The sequence below is a fragment of the Dactylosporangium sp. NPDC000244 genome, assembly GCF_040300725.1.
Lineage (GTDB): Bacteria > Actinomycetota > Actinomycetes > Mycobacteriales > Micromonosporaceae > Dactylosporangium.
On the sequence record NZ_JBEPEH010000069.1, the window covers coordinates 1 to 19,470 of the forward strand.

A 19,470-nucleotide genomic window follows, 5' to 3' on the forward strand; every position below is an offset into this window, starting at 1 on the left:
CGGGGGCGAGCGGGCCTGCCCGGCGGCCGGCACAGCTGGGCGGGCGCGCCCCACCCCCCGGGGGGCGCGCCGCCGCTTTCCGTGCAGGCGCGGCGCCGTGCCCCAGCACCACGGGGGCGCGCCGCCACTGCATTCCGTGTACCGGCGCCGCGCCCCAGCACCACGGGGGCGCGCCGCCACTGCATTCCGTGTACCGGTGGCGCGCCCGGGCGCCACGGGTAGCGCGCTGCGGTCGCTCTGCATGACGCGTTCGGGCGATGGGCCGGTTCGGTAGAATTGCGCGACCGCGGCCTGTTCGATTGCCTCGTTGAGGCAATTTGACGCCGGGTCTCATGCCGACGCGGGCGCAATTTTCCGTCGTGGGCTGAGGTGATTTCCCGGACGGCCTCGTGGGTATTGTCGCGGTGGGCTGGCCGGCATTTCCGGTGAGGTCGGAAGGCGGTTGTGCCGGGGCGACTTCTGCGGGGCTCTGACCGGGAGGCGCTGATGTTCCGGGCGCGGGCGCCGCGGGGCCGTGGATGCGGCGCAGCTTCTCCGCATGCCGTCTCACCAAACCCCAGTCGCGCCGCCGTTGCGCTTCCCGACGGAACTCATCCTTCCCAGGCCACCAATTCCTGGCTTTCGTCCGGTCCCGCATAGCAGCCAATTCCCGAGAACTGAACAACTGCATCTGCCCCATACCAGCAATGATCCCAGAATACGACCGAAACCACGATCCCGGACCACGCGGACGCGCATATGGCGAACATATTCTCTCGCTGGGCGGCCAGTGGCGGACGAGGGCGCGGTACACCTGGAGGATTCGGTGCGGGAATGGCTGCCGGAGTCGCGGCACCGTTTCGCCGCATCGGCCACGGGATGCGATCCGAAGCTGCTGGCGCCGCCACCCCGTGCACCGCCCTTGGCGCCGGTGCGGGACCGTTTCGCCGCATCGGCCACGGGATGCGATCCGAAGCGGTCGGCGCCGCCATCCCGTGCACCGTCGTTGGCGCCGGTGCGGGAATGGCTGCTGGAGCCGCAGCGCCGTTCCGAAGCGCCCGGCGCCGCCGCCCGCGCACCGTCGTTGGCGCCGGCACAGAAGCCGCACACGCCCCAACTCAGTCAACTATTGCGACTTATCAGATACATGACCCGACAGGGCATAAGTCCGAAATGTCGGATCACGAAGTGTCCGACATTTCGTGGAACCACCGGCCCCGACCAGCGCCCGAGTGGCGCGGCCCCGTACGGCGATGGTTGGGTGTGATCGTGCATCGGGTCTACAGCGTGGCCGTCTTCATCGTCCTGGCCTCGCTCGACAACGTCGCGATCGGCCTCGTCCCGCCCCTCTACTCACCCATCAGCCGCGCGCTCGGCGTCGGTGAGGGCGCCCTCGGCGTGGTCACCGCCGTCAGCTACCTCGTCACCGCCGTGGCCGCCGTCGCGTGGGCGTACGCCGGCGACCGGACAGACCGTAAACCCGTGCTGATGATCGGCACGCTGATCTGGGCGGCCGGCACCGCGGCGACCGTGCTCGCGGGCGGGTACTGGACCTTCCTGGCCGCCCAGTTGTTCGCGGCCGTCGGCCTCGGGGCCGTCGGCTCGGTCGGGTTCTCCGTGGTCAGCGACCTCATCTCGCCGAAGCGGCGGGGCCTGGTGATGAGCCTCTGGGGACTGTCGCAGGGCGTCGGCACCCTCGCCGGGGTCTTCGTCGCCAGCCAGCTCGGCGGCACCGACTGGAAGGTCCCGTTCTACGTGCTGGCCGCGCTCGGGGTCGTGGCCTGCGTCGCGTACTTCACCACCGCCGACATCCGCCGCGGGCAGAGCGAGCCCGATCTCGCCGCCGTGTTCGCGGCCGGCGAGGAGTACGAGCACCGCATCTCCCGGGCCGACCTGCCCCGGATCGCGGCGCGGCGGACGAACGTGTGGCTCGTGCTGCAGGGGCTCACGGCCCAGGCCGCGTTCGGGTCGCTCGTCTGGCTGCCGCGGCTCTTCCAGGCCCGGGCCGAGGCCCAGGGCTACGACGAGAAGACCGCGATCGCCGTCGGCGGGCTGCTCGCCATCCTCTTCCAGCTCGGCGGGGTCCTGTCGATCGTCGGCGGGCTGATCGGGGACCGCTGGCAGCGGCGCGACCTCGGCGGCCGGGCGAAGGTGGCGGCGATCGGGATCCTGGCCGGCGTCCCGCTGTACGTGCTGCTGTTCTTCGCCCCGATCGGCCTGCCCGAGCCGCAGGGCCGCCCGGCGCTGGAGATCGTGCTGGGCTCCCTGGTCACCTCGCCCGGCCTGCTCGGGGCGTTCCTGCTGGCGGTGCTGGCGCTGGCGCTGACCTCGGCGAACTCGCCGAACTGGTTCGCGCTCATCGCCGACGTCAACCCGCCGGAGCACCGCGGCACGGTGTACTCCATGGGCAACCTCGTCAACGGCGTCGGCCGCGCGGCCGGCAACGGGCTCGTCGGGGCCGTGTTCGCGGCCCTCGCGCGCTCGTTCCCGCCACCCGCGAACCTGGCCATCGGGCTCGCCGCGTTCCAGGTCTTCTTCATTCCGACCGGGATCATGTACTGGCTGGCGTCGCGCACCTCGCCGAAGGACATCGGCGAGGTGCACGAACTGCTGCGGGGCCGGGCGGCCGCCGAGGTCAGTTCCCGAACGCCCGCTGGTGGCTCGGCGGGGTGAACTGCTCCACGGGCTGACCCTGCAGCGCGGCCTTCAGGGTGTACGCCACCGCGTTGTTGATGACCGGGTGCGACATGGTCCTGTTGGTCTGCGGGTTGTCCGGGTCCGTGAGGATCCCGGCCACGGCCAGCTGCTTGGTCATGGCCACGAACGTCGCGCTCTTGCCGCTGTCGGTCGTGCCGGTCTTGCCCGCGACCGGGCGCCCGACGTCGCCGTGCACGTTCGTGGCGGTACCGCTGCCGGGGCAGGCGCCGAACGCGGACTGGTCGCCGACCGGGCACCGGGCCATGTCCACGGCCGCGCGCGCGATGTCGGGATCGACGACCTGCTTGCACTGCGGCTGCCCGGCGTCGATCTTGTTGCCGTCGGCGTCGCGGATCTCGGTGACCGGCGTCGGCGTGCAGTAGTTGCCGTCGGCGGCGAGGGCCGCGTAGGCGCCGGCGAGGTCCAGCGGCGTCGTGTCCGACACGCCGAGGGTGAACGCGCCCCACTGCTTGGCGTCCTTGGCGAAGTTCGCGTCCTGCGACGTGCGGAACTGGATGCCGAGGCGCTTGGCCACGTCCACCACGTGGTCGGCGCCGACGCGCTGCTCGAGCGGGACGAAGTACGTGTTCAGCGACATGCCGAAGCTCTGCCACATGTTGAACGTGCCGGTCGGGTCGCCCTCGGAGTTCTTCGGGCAGTAGTGCGGGCCGTTGCACGCCGCGGGGCTGCTCGCGCTGATCGGGTAGTCGGACACGAACTGCGCCTGCACGTCCTCGGTGTGCGACAGCGGCAGCCCGGACTCCATCGCGGCGACCGCGGTGAAGATCTTGAACGACGAGCCGGCCTGGTAGCCGGGCACGTCCGGCCCGCCGGTGATGAAGGGCACCGTGGTGTTCGGGTAGTTGCCCTTCTGCCCCTTCCGGTCGGGGTTGGTGCTCTGGCCGTTGCCGCTCTGGTCGTTGCTGAAGTTGCGGTTGGTGGCCAGCGCCTGCACCCGGCCGGTGCCGGGCTCCACGGCGGCGACCATCACCGCCTCCGGGTTGCCCAGGCCCACGTTCGCCGAGCCGACGTCGGGCTGGTTCTTCGCATACTTGAACGCCGCCGCCTGGGTCTGCACGTTCAGCGAGGTGACGATGGTGTACCCGCCCGAGCGCAGCTTGTTCTCCCGGTCGAACGCGTCGGCGCCGAAGGCCGGCTGCTCGTCCCACCAGCGGCGCAGGTAGTCGCAGAGGAACCCGGCGCCGAGGTCGGAGCGCTGCACGGACTCGCACCCCTCGGGCGTGCGCTGCCCGACGATGGTCAGCTTCTGCGCCTTGGCCTCGTCGCGCTGCTGCGGCGTGATGTACTTCATCGCCACCATCTGGTCCAGGACGTACCCCTGCCGCGCGATCGCCTTCGGCAGGCCGTCCGCGGTCGCCGGGTCGTTCGTCGAGGGCGCCTTCACGAGCCCGGCCAGCAGCGCGGCCTCGCCGAGCGTGAGGTCCTTGGGGTCCTTGCCGAAGTAGACGTGCGCGGCCGCGTAGATGCCGAAGGCGCCGTGGCCGAAGGTGGAGATGTTGAGGTACCGCTCCAGGATCTGCTGCTTGGTGAGCTTCTTCTCCAGCGCCATCGCCAGCTTCATCTCTTTGAGCTTGCGGGCCGGCGTCTTCGCGGTCGCGTCGACGACCTCCTGCGGCGTGCGGGCCGAGTAGGAGGTCGCCTGGCGCACGTACTGCATCGTCAGCGTCGAGGCGCCCTGCTGGTCACCGCCGTTCTCGTTGTTCACGAACGCCCGGGCGACCCCCTTGAGGTCCACGCCCTTGTGCTCGTAGAACCGGTTGTCCTCGGCCGCGACCATGGCCTGCTGCATCACCGGGGCCACGTCGGCGATCGGGACGTCGCGCCGGTTCTCGTCGTACATCATCGCCAGCACCGTCTTGCCGTCACTGGCGTAGATGTAGGAGATCTGTGGCGAGGGCAGCACATCAAGATCGATCGGGAGATCCTCGAACGTGTCGGCCCCGGACTTCGCGGCCAGGCCGGAGAAGGCGAGTCCCGGGAACGTGGCCGCGGCGACCACCACCCCGGCGAACAGTCCGCACAGCAACAACGAGGCGACGGCCTTCAGGGCCGGCATGGGACGCAGACGCACTCTCCAAGCCCTACCCCATCGAGCCGCCGCCGACACGTGAAAAACCCCACCGGGTGTCATGACAACCGAATTGCGGCATTGACGCGCTCTACAGCGTCTTGAGGTGAAAACCTCCGTCGACGTCGATGACCTGGCCGGTGGAGAAGGGCAGCAGCCCGCTCGCGATCGCGACCACCGCCTTGCCCACGTCGTCCGGGGTGCCCCACCGGCGGATCGGGGTCACGCCCTCGTCGAGGATCAGCCGGTCGTACTTCTCCTTGACCCCGTCGGTCATGTCGGTGGCGATGATCCCGGGGCGCACCTCGTAGACGTTGATGCCGTGCTCGGCCAGGCGCGCGGCGTACAACTTGGTGAGCATCGACAGGCCGGCCTTGGTCACGCAGTAGTCGCCGCGGTTGACGCTCGCGGTGTAGGCGCTCATCGAGGAGATGGTCACGATGCGGCCCGCGGTGCCGGCGGCGATCATGCGGTTGGCGACCAGCTGGGTCAGGAAGTAGGGGCCCTTGAGGTTGATCCCGACGAGCCGGTCGAACGACTCCTCGCCGGCCTCGAGGATGTCGGCGCGCACGCTCGGCGCGACGCCGGCGTTGTTCACGAGCAGCTCGATGTCGCCGAAGGCCGCGTAGGCCTCCTCCACGAGCCGGGCGCGGTCCGCGGATTCGGCGAGATCAGCCCGTACCGTGGCCGCTTTTGCTCCGTGCTTCTCGACCTCGGCCGCGACCTGCTCCGCGGCGGCCGCGTTGCTCGCGTAGTTGACCACGACGTCCCAGCCGGCCCGGGCCAGCGCCAGCGCGATGCCCCGGCCGATCCCGCGGGAGGCCCCGGTGACGAGCGCGGCGCTCACGCGGTGCCCCCGAAGAAGGTGTAGTAGGGCCCGTTGTCGAGGCGGAGCAGGTAGAGGCCGAGCTCGCGCAGGTGGTAGTCGCCCCACATGCTCGACTCGCCGTTGGGCACCCGCTGGCCCTCGTGGACCTGGTCCCAGCCGTTGGGGCGATGGTAGACCGAGTGCAGCAGGAGGCCCTGGTGGTCCGGGTCGGTGCTCAGGTACGGCTCCCGCAGCAGCGTCCGCGCGACCGTCAGTCCGGCCTGGGTGTACCGCTCCTCGCCGAGCGCGCGCCCGAGCCGCAGCAGGCCCTGGGCCCCGATCGCGGCGGCGCTGGAGTCGACGGGCTCGTGCTCGTTGAACGGGTCCGCGGCCGCGTCGAGGTCGAGGCGCGCGAGACCGGGGGCGCCGGTGTCCCAGTAGGGCACGCCGTCGGCCGGCGACGAGTCGACGTAGAAGTCGCACGTGGCCCGCGCGGCCTCCTCGAAGACGTCGTCGTGCTCGAATTCGAGCAGCTCCGCGAAGCCGAGCATCGCCCAGGCCAGGCCGCGCGTCCACGTCGAGAAGGGGGAGTACCCCTGCTGCGTGCTCGGCGCCCGGAAGCGCCCGTCGTTGACGTTGAACAGGGCCTCGTGGACGGTGCGCCCGCGCACGTCGTAGGCGTCGCGCCCGGTGCCGTAGAAGACGTTGTACTTCGCGGTGTTGTGCGCGTGCTGGCGCATCCGCTCCCGCAGGTCGATCCGCTCGTCGTGCTCGCCCATCAGCACGTGCCCGAGCCGGTGCGCGACGGCGAGGGAGCGGCAGGACCGGATGGTGTCCACGAACAGGGACTGGGGGCCGTTGAAGCTGTAGATGTACCCGGTGCCGTCCTCGATCTTCTGCCAGCGCGCGGCCTGGACCGCCCCGGAGACCTTCAGCGCAAGCTCGGCCGCGGCCCGCTCGCTCTCGTCGACGCGGCCCTCGCGGACCAGGCGCAGAATCGCCCCGTACGTGCTGACGTTGTTGAACCCGTGATCGTGCACGCCGACGTGGCTGACGTGCGGCGCCATCAGCGTTCTCGTCTGCTCGAGGCCGAGTGCCTTGAAGCGCTCGTCGCCGGTCGCGTCGAACTGCAGCAGTGCCGAGCCGACCTGGAACCCCTGCGTCCACTCGGTCCAGCCCCGGGCCGTGTACCGCCCGTCGACGGTGAACACCGGCGACCCGCCCCCGCCGTGCGGGTCGAGGGCCAGGATCTTCCCGGCGGAGAGCTCGAACATCCGCTCGACGTCGGCAACGAGATCCTTGCCGGTGAGCCCCATGTCGGTGCGCAGCATGCGGGGGATGTTACCGAGGAAAGCCCTTTCCTGAAAGCCCCGGCGTCCTTTGCTGAAAGCCCTGGCGTCCCTTGCCGAGAGTCCCGGCGTCTTCTGCTGGGAGCCCCGGCGCCTTGCTGGGGCGTCTTTTGCTGAGAGCGCCGTCGTCCCGGCAACCGTGCCGTGCCGTGTCGTTCGCCGAGCGGATGCGAGGGCTTGACCGGCGCGTGCGAGGATATGCGGCGATGGACATCGCGGTGGAGGACGTCACCGCCCGCTGGGTCACGGCCTGGACCACGGGACGCACGACAGACCTCTTCAAACTTCTGGCAGCGGCCCCGGCGATCGAGACCAACCTGGACCCGGACGGCGACTTCATCGAACTCCTGACGGACTACGCCGCCGCGCTGGATTCGGTGACGGTCTTCGCCGAGACGGTGCTGGACCGCCGGGCCGCCCTGGTCTACGACTGCACCCTGTCGGGCGAGACCTTCCGCCTGGCGGAGTTCCTGACCGTGAACGAGTCAGGCTTGGTGACAGAAATCCGCCGCGTGTACGACCTGAACGCCATCGAACGCCTGATGCCCCACCTGCTCCTGGAACACTGACCGCACCCTACTTTCCCGCGCGCCGCGTTCTCGGCCTCGGCTCCTGCACCTCGCCTTCTCGCGCGTTGGTGTCTCCGGCCCCGGTCATGCACCTCATCCTTCCCGCGCGCCGCGTTCCCCGGCCCCGGTCATGCACCTCTCCTTCCCGCGCGCGGCGTTCCCCGGCCCCCGGCTATGCACCTCTCCTTCCCGCGCGCCGCGTTCCCCGGCCCCGGCTATGCACCTCGCCTTCTCGCGCGTTGGTGTCTCCGCCCCCTGTTATGCGCCTCGCCTTCTCGCACTTTCGCTCGCCGGGCCGGTGTCTCGCGCCTGCCCTTCTCGGGCTTCTACCTGCGGCTTTCCGGGTTATCCACAGGCTGGAAGTTTCTCTTCCGCACGGGCGGCGGGAGGGGAAAGCTGGAACCCGTGAGCGACAAGGAAATCCCGCCTCCAGCCGTCGGCCGCCGGCCAGACGACCACACCATCACCCGCGGGCCGCCGAGCCGCCCCTGAGATTCCCGAACGCCGGGCGACGCCGGAACGGCCGCGCCGTCCTCGCGGCTGCCCGCACTCCTTCCTTCGCGCGGAACCCGCACCGCGCCGGAGTGCGTACGCCGCCGCGAAGGCCTCGCCGCGTCGCCCAGTGCGGGGCCGGGCCGACCCGCCGCGCAGGGTCGGCCCAGTCCCCGCCCGCTCCACCACGACCGAGACCCCGCGACCTCACGACCAGATCCCTCACGACCCGGCGGCAACCTTACGACCGAGACCCCGCGACCCCACGGCAACCTAACGACCGAGACCCCGCGCCAACATCACGGCGGGATCGCCGCCACCCACGGCCGGCGTCGCGACCCACGGCCGGGATCACCGAGACGCACGGCAATGTCCACTGATCCGCGAGTTCCTTCCCGACCACGCCGTCCGCGCCGACCAGCACCTCGGCACGCCAGCACCTCGGCACGCCAGCACCTCGGCACGCCAGCACCTCGGCACGCCGGCGCTCTTGGCAGGACTCGACTTGACCGGACCGCGCTCCCATCGGCGTGACGAGCCCGCACCTCGACGCGGGCAAGACCAACGACGATGACCGCCGCGGCCGCAGTGCACCGGCACCGACGCCACGGGGGCGTTCGGCGCCGAGCGCTGCGGATGCGTCTCGGGCATCGTGCGGTTCGCGGCTGCTGTGCGGGGGGCGAGCGTCACCGGGGCGCTCGGCGCTGCACGGACACCGAGCGCCACGGGGGCGCTCGGCGTCGAGGGCTGCGGCAGTGCTTCGACATCGCGCGCTACGAGGGCGTTCGGCGTCGAGCGCTGCGGATGCGCGCCAGGCATCCCGCGGTTCGCGGCCGCGGTGTGCGGGGCACGGCGTCACTGGGGAGCTTGACGTCGAACGCTTCAAGCCGCGCCGGACACCGTGCGGCTCGCGGTGAGCGTCGTTCGGCGGCGAGCGTCACGGGGGCGTTTGGCGGCGATCGCCGCCAAAGCGGCCGGCGCGGTGAGTGGGAGCGGCGCCGTCCGGCGACGGGCGCCCCGCGGATCGCGTCGCCGTTGGGCGCGGCGAGGGGGCGTGCGCAACGGCGGAGGCCGGACCCCGGGGCGGGGTCCGGCCTCGTGGAGCCGAAGTGCGGAAGGAGGAACGGGTCAGGCCACCGTGGTCATCGACGACGCCGAGACGAACGTGTAGCCCAGGGACTGGATGCCCTCGACGGTCGACTTGAGGTACGACGTGCCCAGGTACGGGTGGTAGAAGAAGCTCGCCACGCCGTCGCGGACGGCCAGGTTCGCCTTCGCGTTCGCGATCAGGTCGGCCGGCAGCACGGCCGGGTGCTGGTTGAACGGCTCCGGCTCGATGTTGCCGATGTTCTCCGGGATGATGGTCGAGCCGTAGACGTCGCGGACGGTGTACGGGAAGAACTGGCCGACCATGTGGGCGACGCGGTTGTCCACCGTGGTGCCGGAGAGCACGCCCGGGAAGTAGAGGCCGCGGTCGTACCGGACGCCGAAGAGCGTGTTGATGGTCTTGTAGTCCAGCGCCGAGGCGGCGTAGTGCGGGGGCTCGAAGATCGTCGGCTGGGAGAGGCCGGCCATGAGCCAGTCGGCGCGGGAGGCGGTGACGCGGGCGGTCACGTTGAGGGCCGAGTCGTTCTTGACCGGGCCGTCGTAGATGACGGCGTCGTTGGCGTCGACGTGGGCGCGGAAGAACTCGAAGTCGTTCGCGCTCACGCCGTCGTACGGGTTGTTCAGGGCGTCGAGCTGGTGCGTGTAGCCGTGCATGAGCAGCGTGCCGCCCTTGCTCTGCATGTACTTCAGGGCGCTGACCACCAGTGGCCGCTGACGCAGCGTGTAGTCCTCGGCCTTGCCATTGTTGTTCACGCCCTTCGGGTCGCGGTAGCGGCTGTAGACGGCGACGGTGAACGGGACCTTCTTGCTCGACAGGTAGTCGGCGATGGCGCGCAGCTCGGCCGGGTCGGCGTCGGGGCCGACGTCCTCGATGCGGACCAGGGCGCGGTGCCGCGCGGCGGCCTTCGGGGCGAGCACGTCGTAGAGCAGGTCCGAGAACGCGAGGTACCGGTCGTTCGACGTGATGTAGGAGAACGGGATCTCGCCGATGTAGGTCAGGTTGCCCGACTTGATGCCCCAGGGGAACTTCGAGCCGTCGGCGCGCACGGCGTCGGCCACGCTGACCGCCTTGGTGCTGTCGTAGACGGCGTAGTCCATGATGCCGGCGAGGTTGCGGGTGTCGCGGGTCAGCGCGGTGCCCTTGTAGTCGACCTCGGCGACGGTGGAGACGTCGAAGCCCTTCCAGGTGTACCCGTACTTCGTCGCGAAGTCCGCCGAGCGCGCGGTGAGCTGCCAGATGTTGTCGTACAGCCACACCACCGGCTTGCTCGTCGACAGCACGTCGTCGAGGAAGGCGGTCGGGATCGGCTCGTCGTACGTCGAGCCGACGTAGACGACCGCGCTGTACTTCTCCAGCTCGCCCTTGGTGTAGGTGCCGACCGGGTGCGCGGTCCAGGCGCCGAAGTGCGAGACGAGGTTCGTGGCCATCATCCCGTAGTCCTCGCCGAGCCAGGCGTACTCGCCGGTGTAGTCGTAGAGGACGAGCGTCTTCGTCGAGGCGCTGGAGCCGGTGGCGCCGGCGCCGGAGACGGTCTTCGCGGTGGTCGCGGCCAGGGCCGGGGCCGCGGGAGCGGCGAGTCCGAGCACCGCGGCGAGCACGAGCCCGAGCAGAGCTGACAGCTTACGCATAAAGGAACAAACCCAATCAGACGAGCGAGGCGGACGTGGGCATCGGGGAGGGGATGGGCGCGAGGCCGAGCATGGCGGCGACCGCCTGCTCGGTGCGCTGCGACGCGAGACCGTCGCCGTACGGGTTGCCGCTGGCGGTCATCGACTGCCGCAGCATCGGGTCGTCGAGCAGCTTCGCGGCCTCGGCGACGATCAGGTCCTCGTCGGTGCCGACCAGCTTGGCGCAGCCGGCCTGGAGGGACTCGACGCGTTCGGTGACCTCACGCAGTACCAATGCCGGAACTTTGAAGGAAGGGGCCTCTTCCTGGATGCCGCCCGAGTCGGTCAGGGCCAGGTATGCGCGGGAGAGCAGCCGGGCCAGCGAGGGGTAGGGCAGCGGGTCGGTGATCGTCACCCGCGGCACGCCCGCGAGTCCGGCCTCGACCTGTGCCCGCACCGCCGGGTTGGCGTGGGCGGGCAGAACGACCCGGATGTCCGGGTACGCCTCGACCAGGCGGCGCACCGAGCTGAGGATGCGCTCCAGCGGCTCGCCCCACGACTCGCGGCGGTGCGCGGTGACCAGCACCAGGCGCGCCTCGCCGTGCTCGGCGGCGTCGACCGCGGCGGCCACGCCGGCGTCGTCGAACGGCAGCTCCTTCGCCGCGATCTCCAGCGCCGCGTCCACGACGGTGTTGCCGGTGATGAGCACGTTGGACGGGGCCACGCTCTCGTCGAGCAGGTTCGTCGCGGCGAGGGCGGTCGGGGCGAGGTGCAGCGCGGCGAGCTGGCCGACGAGCTTGCGGTTGGCCTCCTCCGGGAACGGCGAGTCCAGGTCGCCCGAGCGCAGGCCGGCCTCGAGGTGCACGACCGGGATGCGGCGCCAGAACGCGGCCATCGCGCCGGCGAGCGTCGTCGTGGTGTCGCCCTGCACGATCACGGCGGCGGGCTTGCGGGTCTCCAGCAGCGCGTCGAGCTGCTTGATCATCTCGGTGAGGAGCTCCGGCTGGCTGCCGGTCACGCGCTGCAGCGGCAGGGTCACGTCCGCCTCGACGTCGAAGGCGGCCAGGGCCTGCGTCACCATCGTCGGGTGCTGGCCGCTGGCGACCAGGACCGGGCTGAGGCGGCCGGCGGCGCGCATGGCGGCCGCGACGGGGGCGAGCTTGATGGCCTCGGGACGGGTACCGGCGATCAGGAAGACTTCAGGAAGCATGTGTGCGTCACCTTGAGAGGAGTAAGTGCCGCATCCGTGCGGATATATCCTTGTCGTACTGTTCAGGCGGCGACCGGCTCTTCGGCGAGCCGTTCGGTCTTGGCCCAGGCGTTGCGCCGAGCCACCTGCCGGCCGATCGCCCGCCAGGTCGCCACGAGGCCGAGCAGCAGGAAGAACGGGTAGGCGAGCGCCGCCTTGAGCAGCGTCGGCGTGGTCTCGTCGCGCAGCTGCACGCGGTGCACGATCGCCCAGACCAGCCCCGGCACCGTCATCCCGATGGCCCAGAAGAGCCCGACCTCGCCCATCTGGCCCCACGAGTGGATCATGAAGGTGTCCCCGTGGCCCGGGATCAGGTGCCACATGGCGTACCCCCACAGCCCGAACACCGCCGCCGTGCCGAACGCGTTCATCCACGGCGCGAGCAGGTAGTACAGCATCTCCAGCAGCGCGTGGTTGCGGATCTTGCGCGAGCCGATCAGCCTCGGGACGTACGACACGCACTGCAGGTTGCCCTGCGCCCAGCGCGTCCGTTGCCGGACCAGGCGCTTGACGTCCACCAGGCCCTGTTGCTTGACGTGGGCCAGCGAGGTGTACCGAATCCGCTCCCCGTTGAGGTGCATGCGCAGCCCGAGCTCGAGATCCTCGACCAGGCAGTGTGACCAGGGCGCGTCGCCCAGCCGCATCAGCGACGACAGCCGGGCGAACTGCCCGTTGCCGCCGAGGCCGACCGTGCCCGCCGCGTCGCGCAGCAGCTGGCTGGCGTTGGCGATCGCGGCGAACTCGAGATCCTGCACGGCCCCGAGCACCTTGTTGCGGTTGTGGATGCGCACGCGCACCTGCACCGCGCCGACGTCGGGGTCCCGCATCAGCCGCGAGATCTCGGGCAGCAGGTTGGCGCTGCCCCGCCCGTCGCCGTCGATGACCCCGACCGCGACCCGGGACGGGTCCTCGCCGTTGGCCAGCGTCAGGTCCCGGATCGCCCGGAAGGCGGCGTTGAGCGCCTCGCCCTTGCCCTTGCGGGCGTTGGGGAAGTCGCGGCGCAGCACCGTCAGGCCCGGGTGGTCGATGGCGGCCAGTACGTCCGGGGTGCCGTCGTCCGATCCGTCATCGACCACCAGAACCCTGGTGCGTGTGCCGTCCGGCCCGCTCAGCGCCAGGGCGGCGCCGACGGTCCGGCCGACCACCCGCTCCTCGTTGAGGGCGGGCACGACGATCCAGAAGGTCAGCGGCTCGTTGCCGTTCGGCGCGATGGCATCGCGCCGGCGGCGGCGTCCGGCGGTGGCCGCGTCGCTGGCGGAGAAGGCCACCAGCGCCAGGTTGTACGCCGGCCACAGCGTCAGCAGTGCGAAGCCGACCAGAAGGATCGCCGTCATCGCTCAGGCGGCGCTGCGGTTGAAGCGCGAGGCCCGGACCATCAGGAAGCCGGTGACCACGAGCGCGATCCCGGCGACGACGATGGCGAAGACCGGGCTTCCGGTGACGGGCAGCGATCCGGCGGTGGCCCCGCCGGTCACGACCACGCCGGTGACCTTCGAACCTGACATGACAGCTTCCCCTCGGCTATCCGGTGGTGGTGCCCGGCGGCTCCTTGCCGGCAACCGTCGTGCACCTTGTCCGAGAAGCTTGGCTTGCCGCCGCGCCGATCACAATGGGTGACAGGGTTGCTGGGGGGAAGTCCAACCGAGCACCCGACAGGGCGCTTACGCAGCAAAAACCCGGTGATTACGCACCGTGTCGAGACGGTGTGCCGTAGCTCTCGGTGAGGTCCCGGGGCTGCTGCCAGCCGGGGGCGAACTCGGCCCACAGGGAGAGCGCGACGGCGGCGCTGTCCGGCCGCTCGCCGGGGCGCTTGGCCATGCACTGCCGGCACAGCTCGGCCACGGACCGGGGCACGCCGGGGGTGAGCACCACGGGCGTCGGGGCGGCCTGCAGCAGGCGGGCGCCGGGCGCGTGGGGCGAGCGGCCGGTGAGCATGTGGTACAGCAGGACGCCGAGCGCGTACACGTCCCACGCCGGAGCGTGTTCGACCCGCGACGCCGACGGGTGCGCGAAGGGCACCGCGAGCCCGAAGTCGATGATCTTTACACCGGCCGTGGTCAGCATGACATTGTCGGCCGTCAAATCCCGGTGCGCGATGCCGCGGCGGTGCGCGACGGCGAGCAGCTCGGCGACGGAGGCCGCGATCTCCACCGCCTCCTGCCAGGGCACCGGGCCCTCGGCGAGGCGGGTGGCCAGCGGTACCCCGTTGAGCAGCTCCATCGCGACGGCCGGCACGGACACGTCCCCGGCCTCGATCTCGCCGAACGCGAAGACCTTCGGCACCGTGGGGTGGCGCATCCGCTGCATCAGGTGCGGCTCTCGTCGCGCCGCGTGACAGGCCCGGGTGTTGTTCGCGAACGCCGGTGCGAGTACCTTCACCGCCGCCGGTCGAATCCGCTCGAGGTCGACGGCCTCGTAGACCAGCGACATCCCGCCCCGGGCGATCGGGCGGACCAGCAGGTAGCGGTCGAGCACCCTGCGGCCAACCTCGATCCCGGACACAGACGACGACTATTCCCTATCCGGTCGTGCTAGCGATAGCCCTGGCGAAGTTCATAAGTGTGATCGAAACCTATAGTTGACATCGCGGTAACTCTGACTGACGCTGACCGCAGGAATCGCTCCCACAGGAGATTTGATGCCTGAGCACACCGCCGAGCCAGCACCATCACCCACCGTCACCGAGGTCGCCGCCGCCGCGGGGGTCTCCGCCGCCACCGTCTCCCGCGTCCTCACGGGCCGGGTGCGGGTCAGCACCTCCGCCCGGGTGTCGGTGCACGACGCCATCGCCCAGCTCGGGTACGTCCGCCACCGTGCCCCGCGCCGGGTCGACCGCCAGGCCGCGGGCCTGCCCGTGGCCGCCGTCGTGTTCGAGTCGGCGGCCCGGCTGTTCCGCGACGGCTTCGTCGCGCGGCTGCTCGCCGGGGCCGAGGAGGAGCTGTCCGCCCGCGGGGTGCCGCTGCTCACCATGTCCGCCACGCGCGGCACCGTGGCCAGCTCCACCCAGTTCCTGACCGCGGGCGGCGTCGCCGGCGTGCTGCTCGTCGGCGCGCCCGGGCAGCACCCGCTCGCCGTGTCGCTGGCCGCGTCCCGGGTGCCGCTGCGCTCCGCGGGCCGCCCGGAGCTCTCGGTGCCCTACGCCGACGTCGACAACCGCGACGGCGCCCGGCAGGCCGTGGAGCACCTGCTCCTGCGCGGCCGGCGGACCATCGCCACGATCGCCGGCCCGCCGGACTCGCCCGCTGCCGCCGACCGCCTCGACGGGTACCGTCGGGCCATGATCGCCGCCGGGCGCCAGCCCCTGATCGCGTACGGTGACTACAGCACGCCGTCCGGTGGCCACGCCGCCGCCTGGCTGCTCGATCGCACCCCGCGCCTCGACGCGCTCTTCGTCGCCTCCGACGCCATGGCCGCCGGCGCCCTCCAGGCGCTGCGCAAGTCCGGCCGCCGGGTGCCCGAGGACGTGGCCGTGGTCGGCTTCGACGACGCCCCGCTCGCGGCCTTCACCGCGCCCGCCCTGACCACGGTCCGCCAGCCCGTCGAGGAGCTCGGCGCGGTCGCCGCCGCCCTGCTGCTCGACCCGGACAGCGACGACCCGATCCTGCCGACCGAGCTCGTTGTGCGGGCATCCACGTAGGATGCGCGGTGCTCAGCTGCGGGAGGGCGACATCCTCGCCCGCCGCTACATCCTCAAACAGCCCGTCGGTGCGGGCGGCATGTCGGTCGTCTGGCGCGCCTGGGACTCGGCCCTGGAGCGCACGGTCGCGGTCAAGGTCCTCGACGGCCCCATCGCGTCCGACGGCGGCCAGCGCGACCGCATCCGCCGCGAGGCCCGGGCCGCGGCCCGCATCGAGCACCCCAACGCCATCGGCGTGTACGACTACGGCGAGACGGTCACCCCGCGCGGGCGCATCGCCGCCTACGTGGTGATGCAGCTGCTCGACGGCATCTCCGTCGCCGCGCGCCTCGAGAAGGGCCCCATGCCGGTGCCCGAGGCGGTCGCGGTCGCCGCCACGGTCGCCGACGTCCTGCACGCCGCCCACCGCCGCGGCGTCGTGCACCGCGACGTCACCCCCGAGAACGTCATGCTCACCACCGACGGCGTGCGCCTGCTCGACTTCGGCATCGCGGCCGACATCGGCCAGCGCGAGGAGGCGATGACGTTCGGCACCCCGCCGTACGTCGCGCCCGAGCGCCTCACCGGCGCCCCCGCCAGCGGCGCGACCGACGTCTACGCCCTGGGCGTCCTCTTCTACGAGATGCTCACCGGCGCCCCGCCCTACCCGGCCGCGACCTGGGAGGAGCTCGAGCGCGCCCTCGCCGCCGAGCGCCGCCCGGCCCTCAACGTCCCCGGCCTGCCCGCCGCGGCCGCCGCGGTGTGCCTGCGCTGCCTCGCGGCCGACCCGCTGCGCCGCCCGACGGCCGCCGAGATGGCGAGCATCCTCGGGGCGAAGTCCGCGACGTCCGCCCTGCTCACCCGCCGCCGAGCGCTGGTGGCCGTCCCGGTCCTGGTGGCCGCGGCGGTACTGGCCGTGTTCCTGCTCCGCGACGACAGCCCGCCCCCGGGCTCCGGCCAGAACGCGGCCCCCGCGCCGACGGTGAGCATCCTCGTGTCGGTCGTGCCCGCCCCCACGAACGGCCAGTCCACGCCCACGCCGACCACCCAGGCCCGCAGGTCCGGCCCGGCGACCACCGGCGCCCCGGCGAGCCCGCCCGCGTCGCCGGCGGTCCCGCCGTCCCCGCTGACCCGCCCGGCCGCGGGTCGGGCGGTGCTGGACATCGTGGACCGGCGGTCGCAGGCCGGGGAGATCCGTTCGGACGTGGCGCTGGACATCCGCAACCAGATCAACAACCTGCTCTCGGACCCGACGGACGCGGCGCGGCGGATCGAGATGCTGCGCCGGAACCTCTCGGACCGCACGCGGGACCAGTCGATCAGCGACGCGGCGTACCAGGAGCTGGACGCGGCGGTGGTCCAGTTCGGCCGCACCTTCTCGACGTGACGCTCTCTTGCCCCTGTAGGCCGGCTGTTTCCGGCTCTTTTTCTCGGTCTGCGGCTCATGCGAGTTCGGGCTTGGTTGGTCGTGCAGTTTCTGCGGACTCGTGCGCCGTTCGGGTCGATTGCTCGCGCCACTCACTCGGATTCGCGCGGTTCGGGCCGGTTGATCGCGCGGCTCACGTGGATTCGCGCGGCCGGGCCGGTAGGTCGCGCTGTGGGGTCCGATAAGTCGGGCGCTCCGCGCCACGACTTATCGGATATTTCGTATATGTCCGAGTCCGTTGGTTGCCCAGGTCGGTCTGGGAGCGTCCGCGGCCGGTCAGCGCTCGGGAGCCAACCGATGTCTTACGGCCCACAGCGCCGCCTCGGTCCGCGACGCCGCACCGGTCTTGCGCAGGAGATTCGAGACGTGCACGGTGACCGTCCGGACCGAGATCCCGAGCGAGCTAGCGACCTGCTGATTCGTCATCCCAGCGGCGAGACACCCGAGCACCTCGATCTCCCGCGCGGTCAGGTCACCGCCCGCGCGCAGGCTGTGCAGCAACGTCTCGGCCTCGGCCAGACGCCATCCGGGCCAGTGCGCGAGCAACGCCACTGCGCGCTCCGCGTGCCGCCGGGCCTCACCGGCGCGCCCGAGCCGCACGAGCGCATGAGCCACAGCCGTATGCACCGCCGCCTCTTCGGCCCGCCCGCCGTCGTCCCCACCCCGCGCGGCCCCGGCGCCCGTCGCCATGGCAGCACCGACTTCGTCGTCCGGCCCGACACCGTTCGCGGCAGCCCCGGCCCGGGCGCGACGGGAAACACGCTTGCCGCTGGCTCCACCAGGGCCGATTCCGCCTCCGGAGCCGCCGCCCTCGCCTCGGCCGCCCCCGCCAACTCCGCTCCCGCCCCCGCCAACTCCGCCTTTGCCGACTCCGCTCCCGCTCCCGCCCCCGCCAACGCCGCCTCCGACGACTCCGCTTCCGCCCCCGCCAACGCCGCCTCCGACGACTCCGCTTCCGCCCCCGCCAACGCCGCCTCCGACGACTCCGCTTCCGCCTCCGCCTCCGACGACTCCGCTTCCGCCTCCGCCTCCGACGCGGCCGCCGCCCTCTCCTTCAACCCCGCCGCCAAATCCGTCTCCGGTGCCGGCCAGACCACGCGCGCCTGACACGAACCCGATGATCCCCGTACCCCCCGCCCCGAACCCGCCCGGTCCGAAGCCACCCGCCTCGAAAGCGCGCACATTCGCACCATCCCGGCCGCTCGCCTCGCTCACCGACTCGCCGGCGAGGGCCGCGGGCAGCAGTGTGAGCGCGTCGGCATCGCGGCCCGCCGCCACCGCGAGCAGCAGTTCGAGCCGGACGGGCCGATCGGTCACGTGCTCCTCGACCACCGCCGCGGGCACCCCGCCGTGCAACGCCCAGCGCGCGGCCTCGGCCAGCCGGGCCGGTCCACACCGCCCGACACAGTCACGCAGCGCCTCTGCGGGATCAGCCGGGTGTACGCCCCGTGCCGCCACCGCAACCCGCAGCACCCGAACCAGCCCCGAGTCGCGCCCCTCCGCATCCGCGCGCGCGAGCATGCGCACCGCGAGCGAATCGTCGCCGCGCTCAAGAGCGAGCAGTCCCGCCCGCGCGGTGAAGCGAACACGCTCGACCGGATCGCCCTCGATCGGCAGCCGCGACCAGACCAGCGCCTCGGCCCGAGCCAGATCCCCGGTGCGCATCGCATGCGCGATTCCGAGCGTTGTGGTGCGACCCGCGCAGAACTCCAACCCGTACCGTGCAACAGTCGCCATCGCCTCGTCGAACAGCCGCCAGCCCATCACCTCGCCCAGCCGCGGCAGGCTGACCGCCACCAGGTTGTGCACCGCGCGCCCGATCGTGATCGGATCGTGCTCGCGCGCCGCCAACTGCCGAGCCGCGCGCAAGAGCGCAACCCCGCGCTCGAAGTCCCCGGTCAGCGCGAGCGCGGTGCCGAGCGTGACGGACGCCGCGGCGATCTCGACCCCGGCCCGCTCGGCGGCGGCAACCGCGGCCTCGGCAAGCGGCAGCACGCGAGCGGCGTCCTCGGTACGCAGCGCACTCTCGGCCTCAGCCGCCCGCTGCCGCGCGCGCGACGCCGCCGACCCGCCGACGGCCGCGGCCCGATCGAGCGACCGCCGATGCCCGGCCGGGTCCCCGAGACACCAGCGCACCCCAGCGAGCCGCCGATGCGCGTCAGCGGTCCCGTCGAGATCATCCGTCTGCTGTACTTCCTGCAACCAGTCACCCGCATAGTTCGCGGCAACCTCGAAGCGCGCAGCGACAAACGCCGCCGCGGCCCCAACGGCAGCAAGCACAACCCGAACCTCATCGGGCGCATCGACCACCACCCCGAGACGCACGCCAAGCGCATCCCCCCGCCCCCGCCCCACTGGCCCGTCGCTGCGCGTGTTATGCACGTTCACGCGCGCCGCTATTTCGCCGTTTGTGTGCGTGGGCGTCGCGCTGTCGTGCGTTTCGATCGGGTGGTGGTGCTCGCCCCGCGCATCGGCGCGTCC

13 protein-coding genes are annotated in these 19,470 nt (G+C 71.8%); 4 read left to right on the plus strand and 9 right to left on the minus strand.

The annotated features are described in order from the left end of the window. Positions 1-1,236: 1,236 nt before the first annotated feature. A complete protein-coding gene (locus tag ABT369_RS54605) occupies positions 1,237-2,652 on the plus strand; it encodes an MFS transporter (RefSeq protein WP_350626099.1) in 1,416 nt (471 codons plus the stop codon). On the opposite strand, the gene ABT369_RS54610 is transcribed toward ABT369_RS54605, so the two are convergent. The 3 genes from ABT369_RS54610 to ABT369_RS54620 form a co-directional block, all read right to left on the minus strand. Then, a complete protein-coding gene (locus ABT369_RS54610; RefSeq protein ID WP_350626101.1) occupies positions 2,615-4,768 on the minus strand; it encodes a transglycosylase domain-containing protein in 2,154 nt (717 codons plus the stop codon). The genes ABT369_RS54605 and ABT369_RS54610 overlap by 38 nt on opposite strands. Positions 4,769-4,856: 88 nt before the next feature. Next, complete coding sequence (locus ABT369_RS54615) at positions 4,857-5,612, minus strand: 3-ketoacyl-ACP reductase (RefSeq protein ID WP_350626102.1); 756 nt, start codon at positions 5,610-5,612, stop codon at positions 4,857-4,859. Then, entirely contained in the window at positions 5,609-6,904 is a 1,296-nt protein-coding gene (locus ABT369_RS54620) for a hypothetical protein (RefSeq protein WP_350626104.1), read from the minus strand. The genes ABT369_RS54615 and ABT369_RS54620 overlap by 4 nt, the downstream gene beginning before the upstream one ends. Positions 6,905-7,071: 167 nt before the next feature. On the opposite strand from ABT369_RS54620, the gene ABT369_RS54625 reads away from it, so the two are divergent. Further along, positions 7,072-7,491: a hypothetical protein gene (locus tag ABT369_RS54625; RefSeq protein ID WP_350626106.1), complete on the plus strand. Its 420-nt coding sequence runs from the start codon at positions 7,072-7,074 to the stop codon at positions 7,489-7,491. Positions 7,492-9,111: 1,620 nt separating this feature from the next. Here ABT369_RS54625 and ABT369_RS54630 read toward each other — a convergent pair. The 5 genes from ABT369_RS54630 to ABT369_RS54650 all read right to left on the minus strand — a co-directional run bounded on the left by ABT369_RS54630 (position 9,112) and on the right by ABT369_RS54650 (position 14,449). Beyond that, positions 9,112-10,719, minus strand: coding sequence for a DUF2334 domain-containing protein (locus ABT369_RS54630; RefSeq protein WP_350626108.1), 1,608 nt, complete (start codon positions 10,717-10,719; stop codon positions 9,112-9,114). 16 nt (positions 10,720-10,735) lie between these two features. Next, positions 10,736-11,908, minus strand: coding sequence for a non-hydrolyzing UDP-N-acetylglucosamine 2-epimerase (gene wecB, locus ABT369_RS54635; RefSeq protein ID WP_350626110.1), 1,173 nt, complete (start codon positions 11,906-11,908; stop codon positions 10,736-10,738). A 62-nt stretch (positions 11,909-11,970) separates the two neighbouring features. Further along, the gene (locus ABT369_RS54640; RefSeq protein ID WP_350626112.1) at positions 11,971-13,281 is read right to left on the minus strand and encodes a glycosyltransferase; all 1,311 of its coding nucleotides are present in this window, start codon (positions 13,279-13,281) and stop codon (positions 11,971-11,973) included. Positions 13,282-13,284: 3 nt separating this feature from the next. Next, entirely contained in the window at positions 13,285-13,452 is a 168-nt protein-coding gene (locus tag ABT369_RS54645) for an LPXTG cell wall anchor domain-containing protein (protein WP_223102416.1), read from the minus strand. Between the two features lie 178 nt (positions 13,453-13,630). Continuing rightward, positions 13,631-14,449, minus strand: a complete 819-nt coding sequence (locus ABT369_RS54650; protein ID WP_350626114.1) for a serine/threonine-protein kinase — start codon at positions 14,447-14,449, stop codon at positions 13,631-13,633. A gap of 136 nt (positions 14,450-14,585) precedes the next feature. Between ABT369_RS54650 and ABT369_RS54655 the strand changes: the two genes are divergently transcribed. Both ABT369_RS54655 and ABT369_RS54660 read left to right on the plus strand, forming a co-directional pair. Then, a complete protein-coding gene (locus tag ABT369_RS54655; protein WP_350626116.1) occupies positions 14,586-15,584 on the plus strand; it encodes a LacI family DNA-binding transcriptional regulator in 999 nt (332 codons plus the stop codon). A 1-nt stretch (position 15,585) separates the two neighbouring features. Continuing rightward, a complete protein-coding gene (locus ABT369_RS54660) occupies positions 15,586-16,950 on the plus strand; it encodes a serine/threonine-protein kinase (protein ID WP_350626118.1) in 1,365 nt (454 codons plus the stop codon). Between the two features lie 315 nt (positions 16,951-17,265). On the opposite strand, the gene ABT369_RS54665 is transcribed toward ABT369_RS54660, so the two are convergent. Beyond that, on the minus strand, positions 17,266-19,470 hold a 2,205-nt coding region (locus ABT369_RS54665; protein ID WP_350626120.1), incomplete at its 5' end, for a LuxR C-terminal-related transcriptional regulator.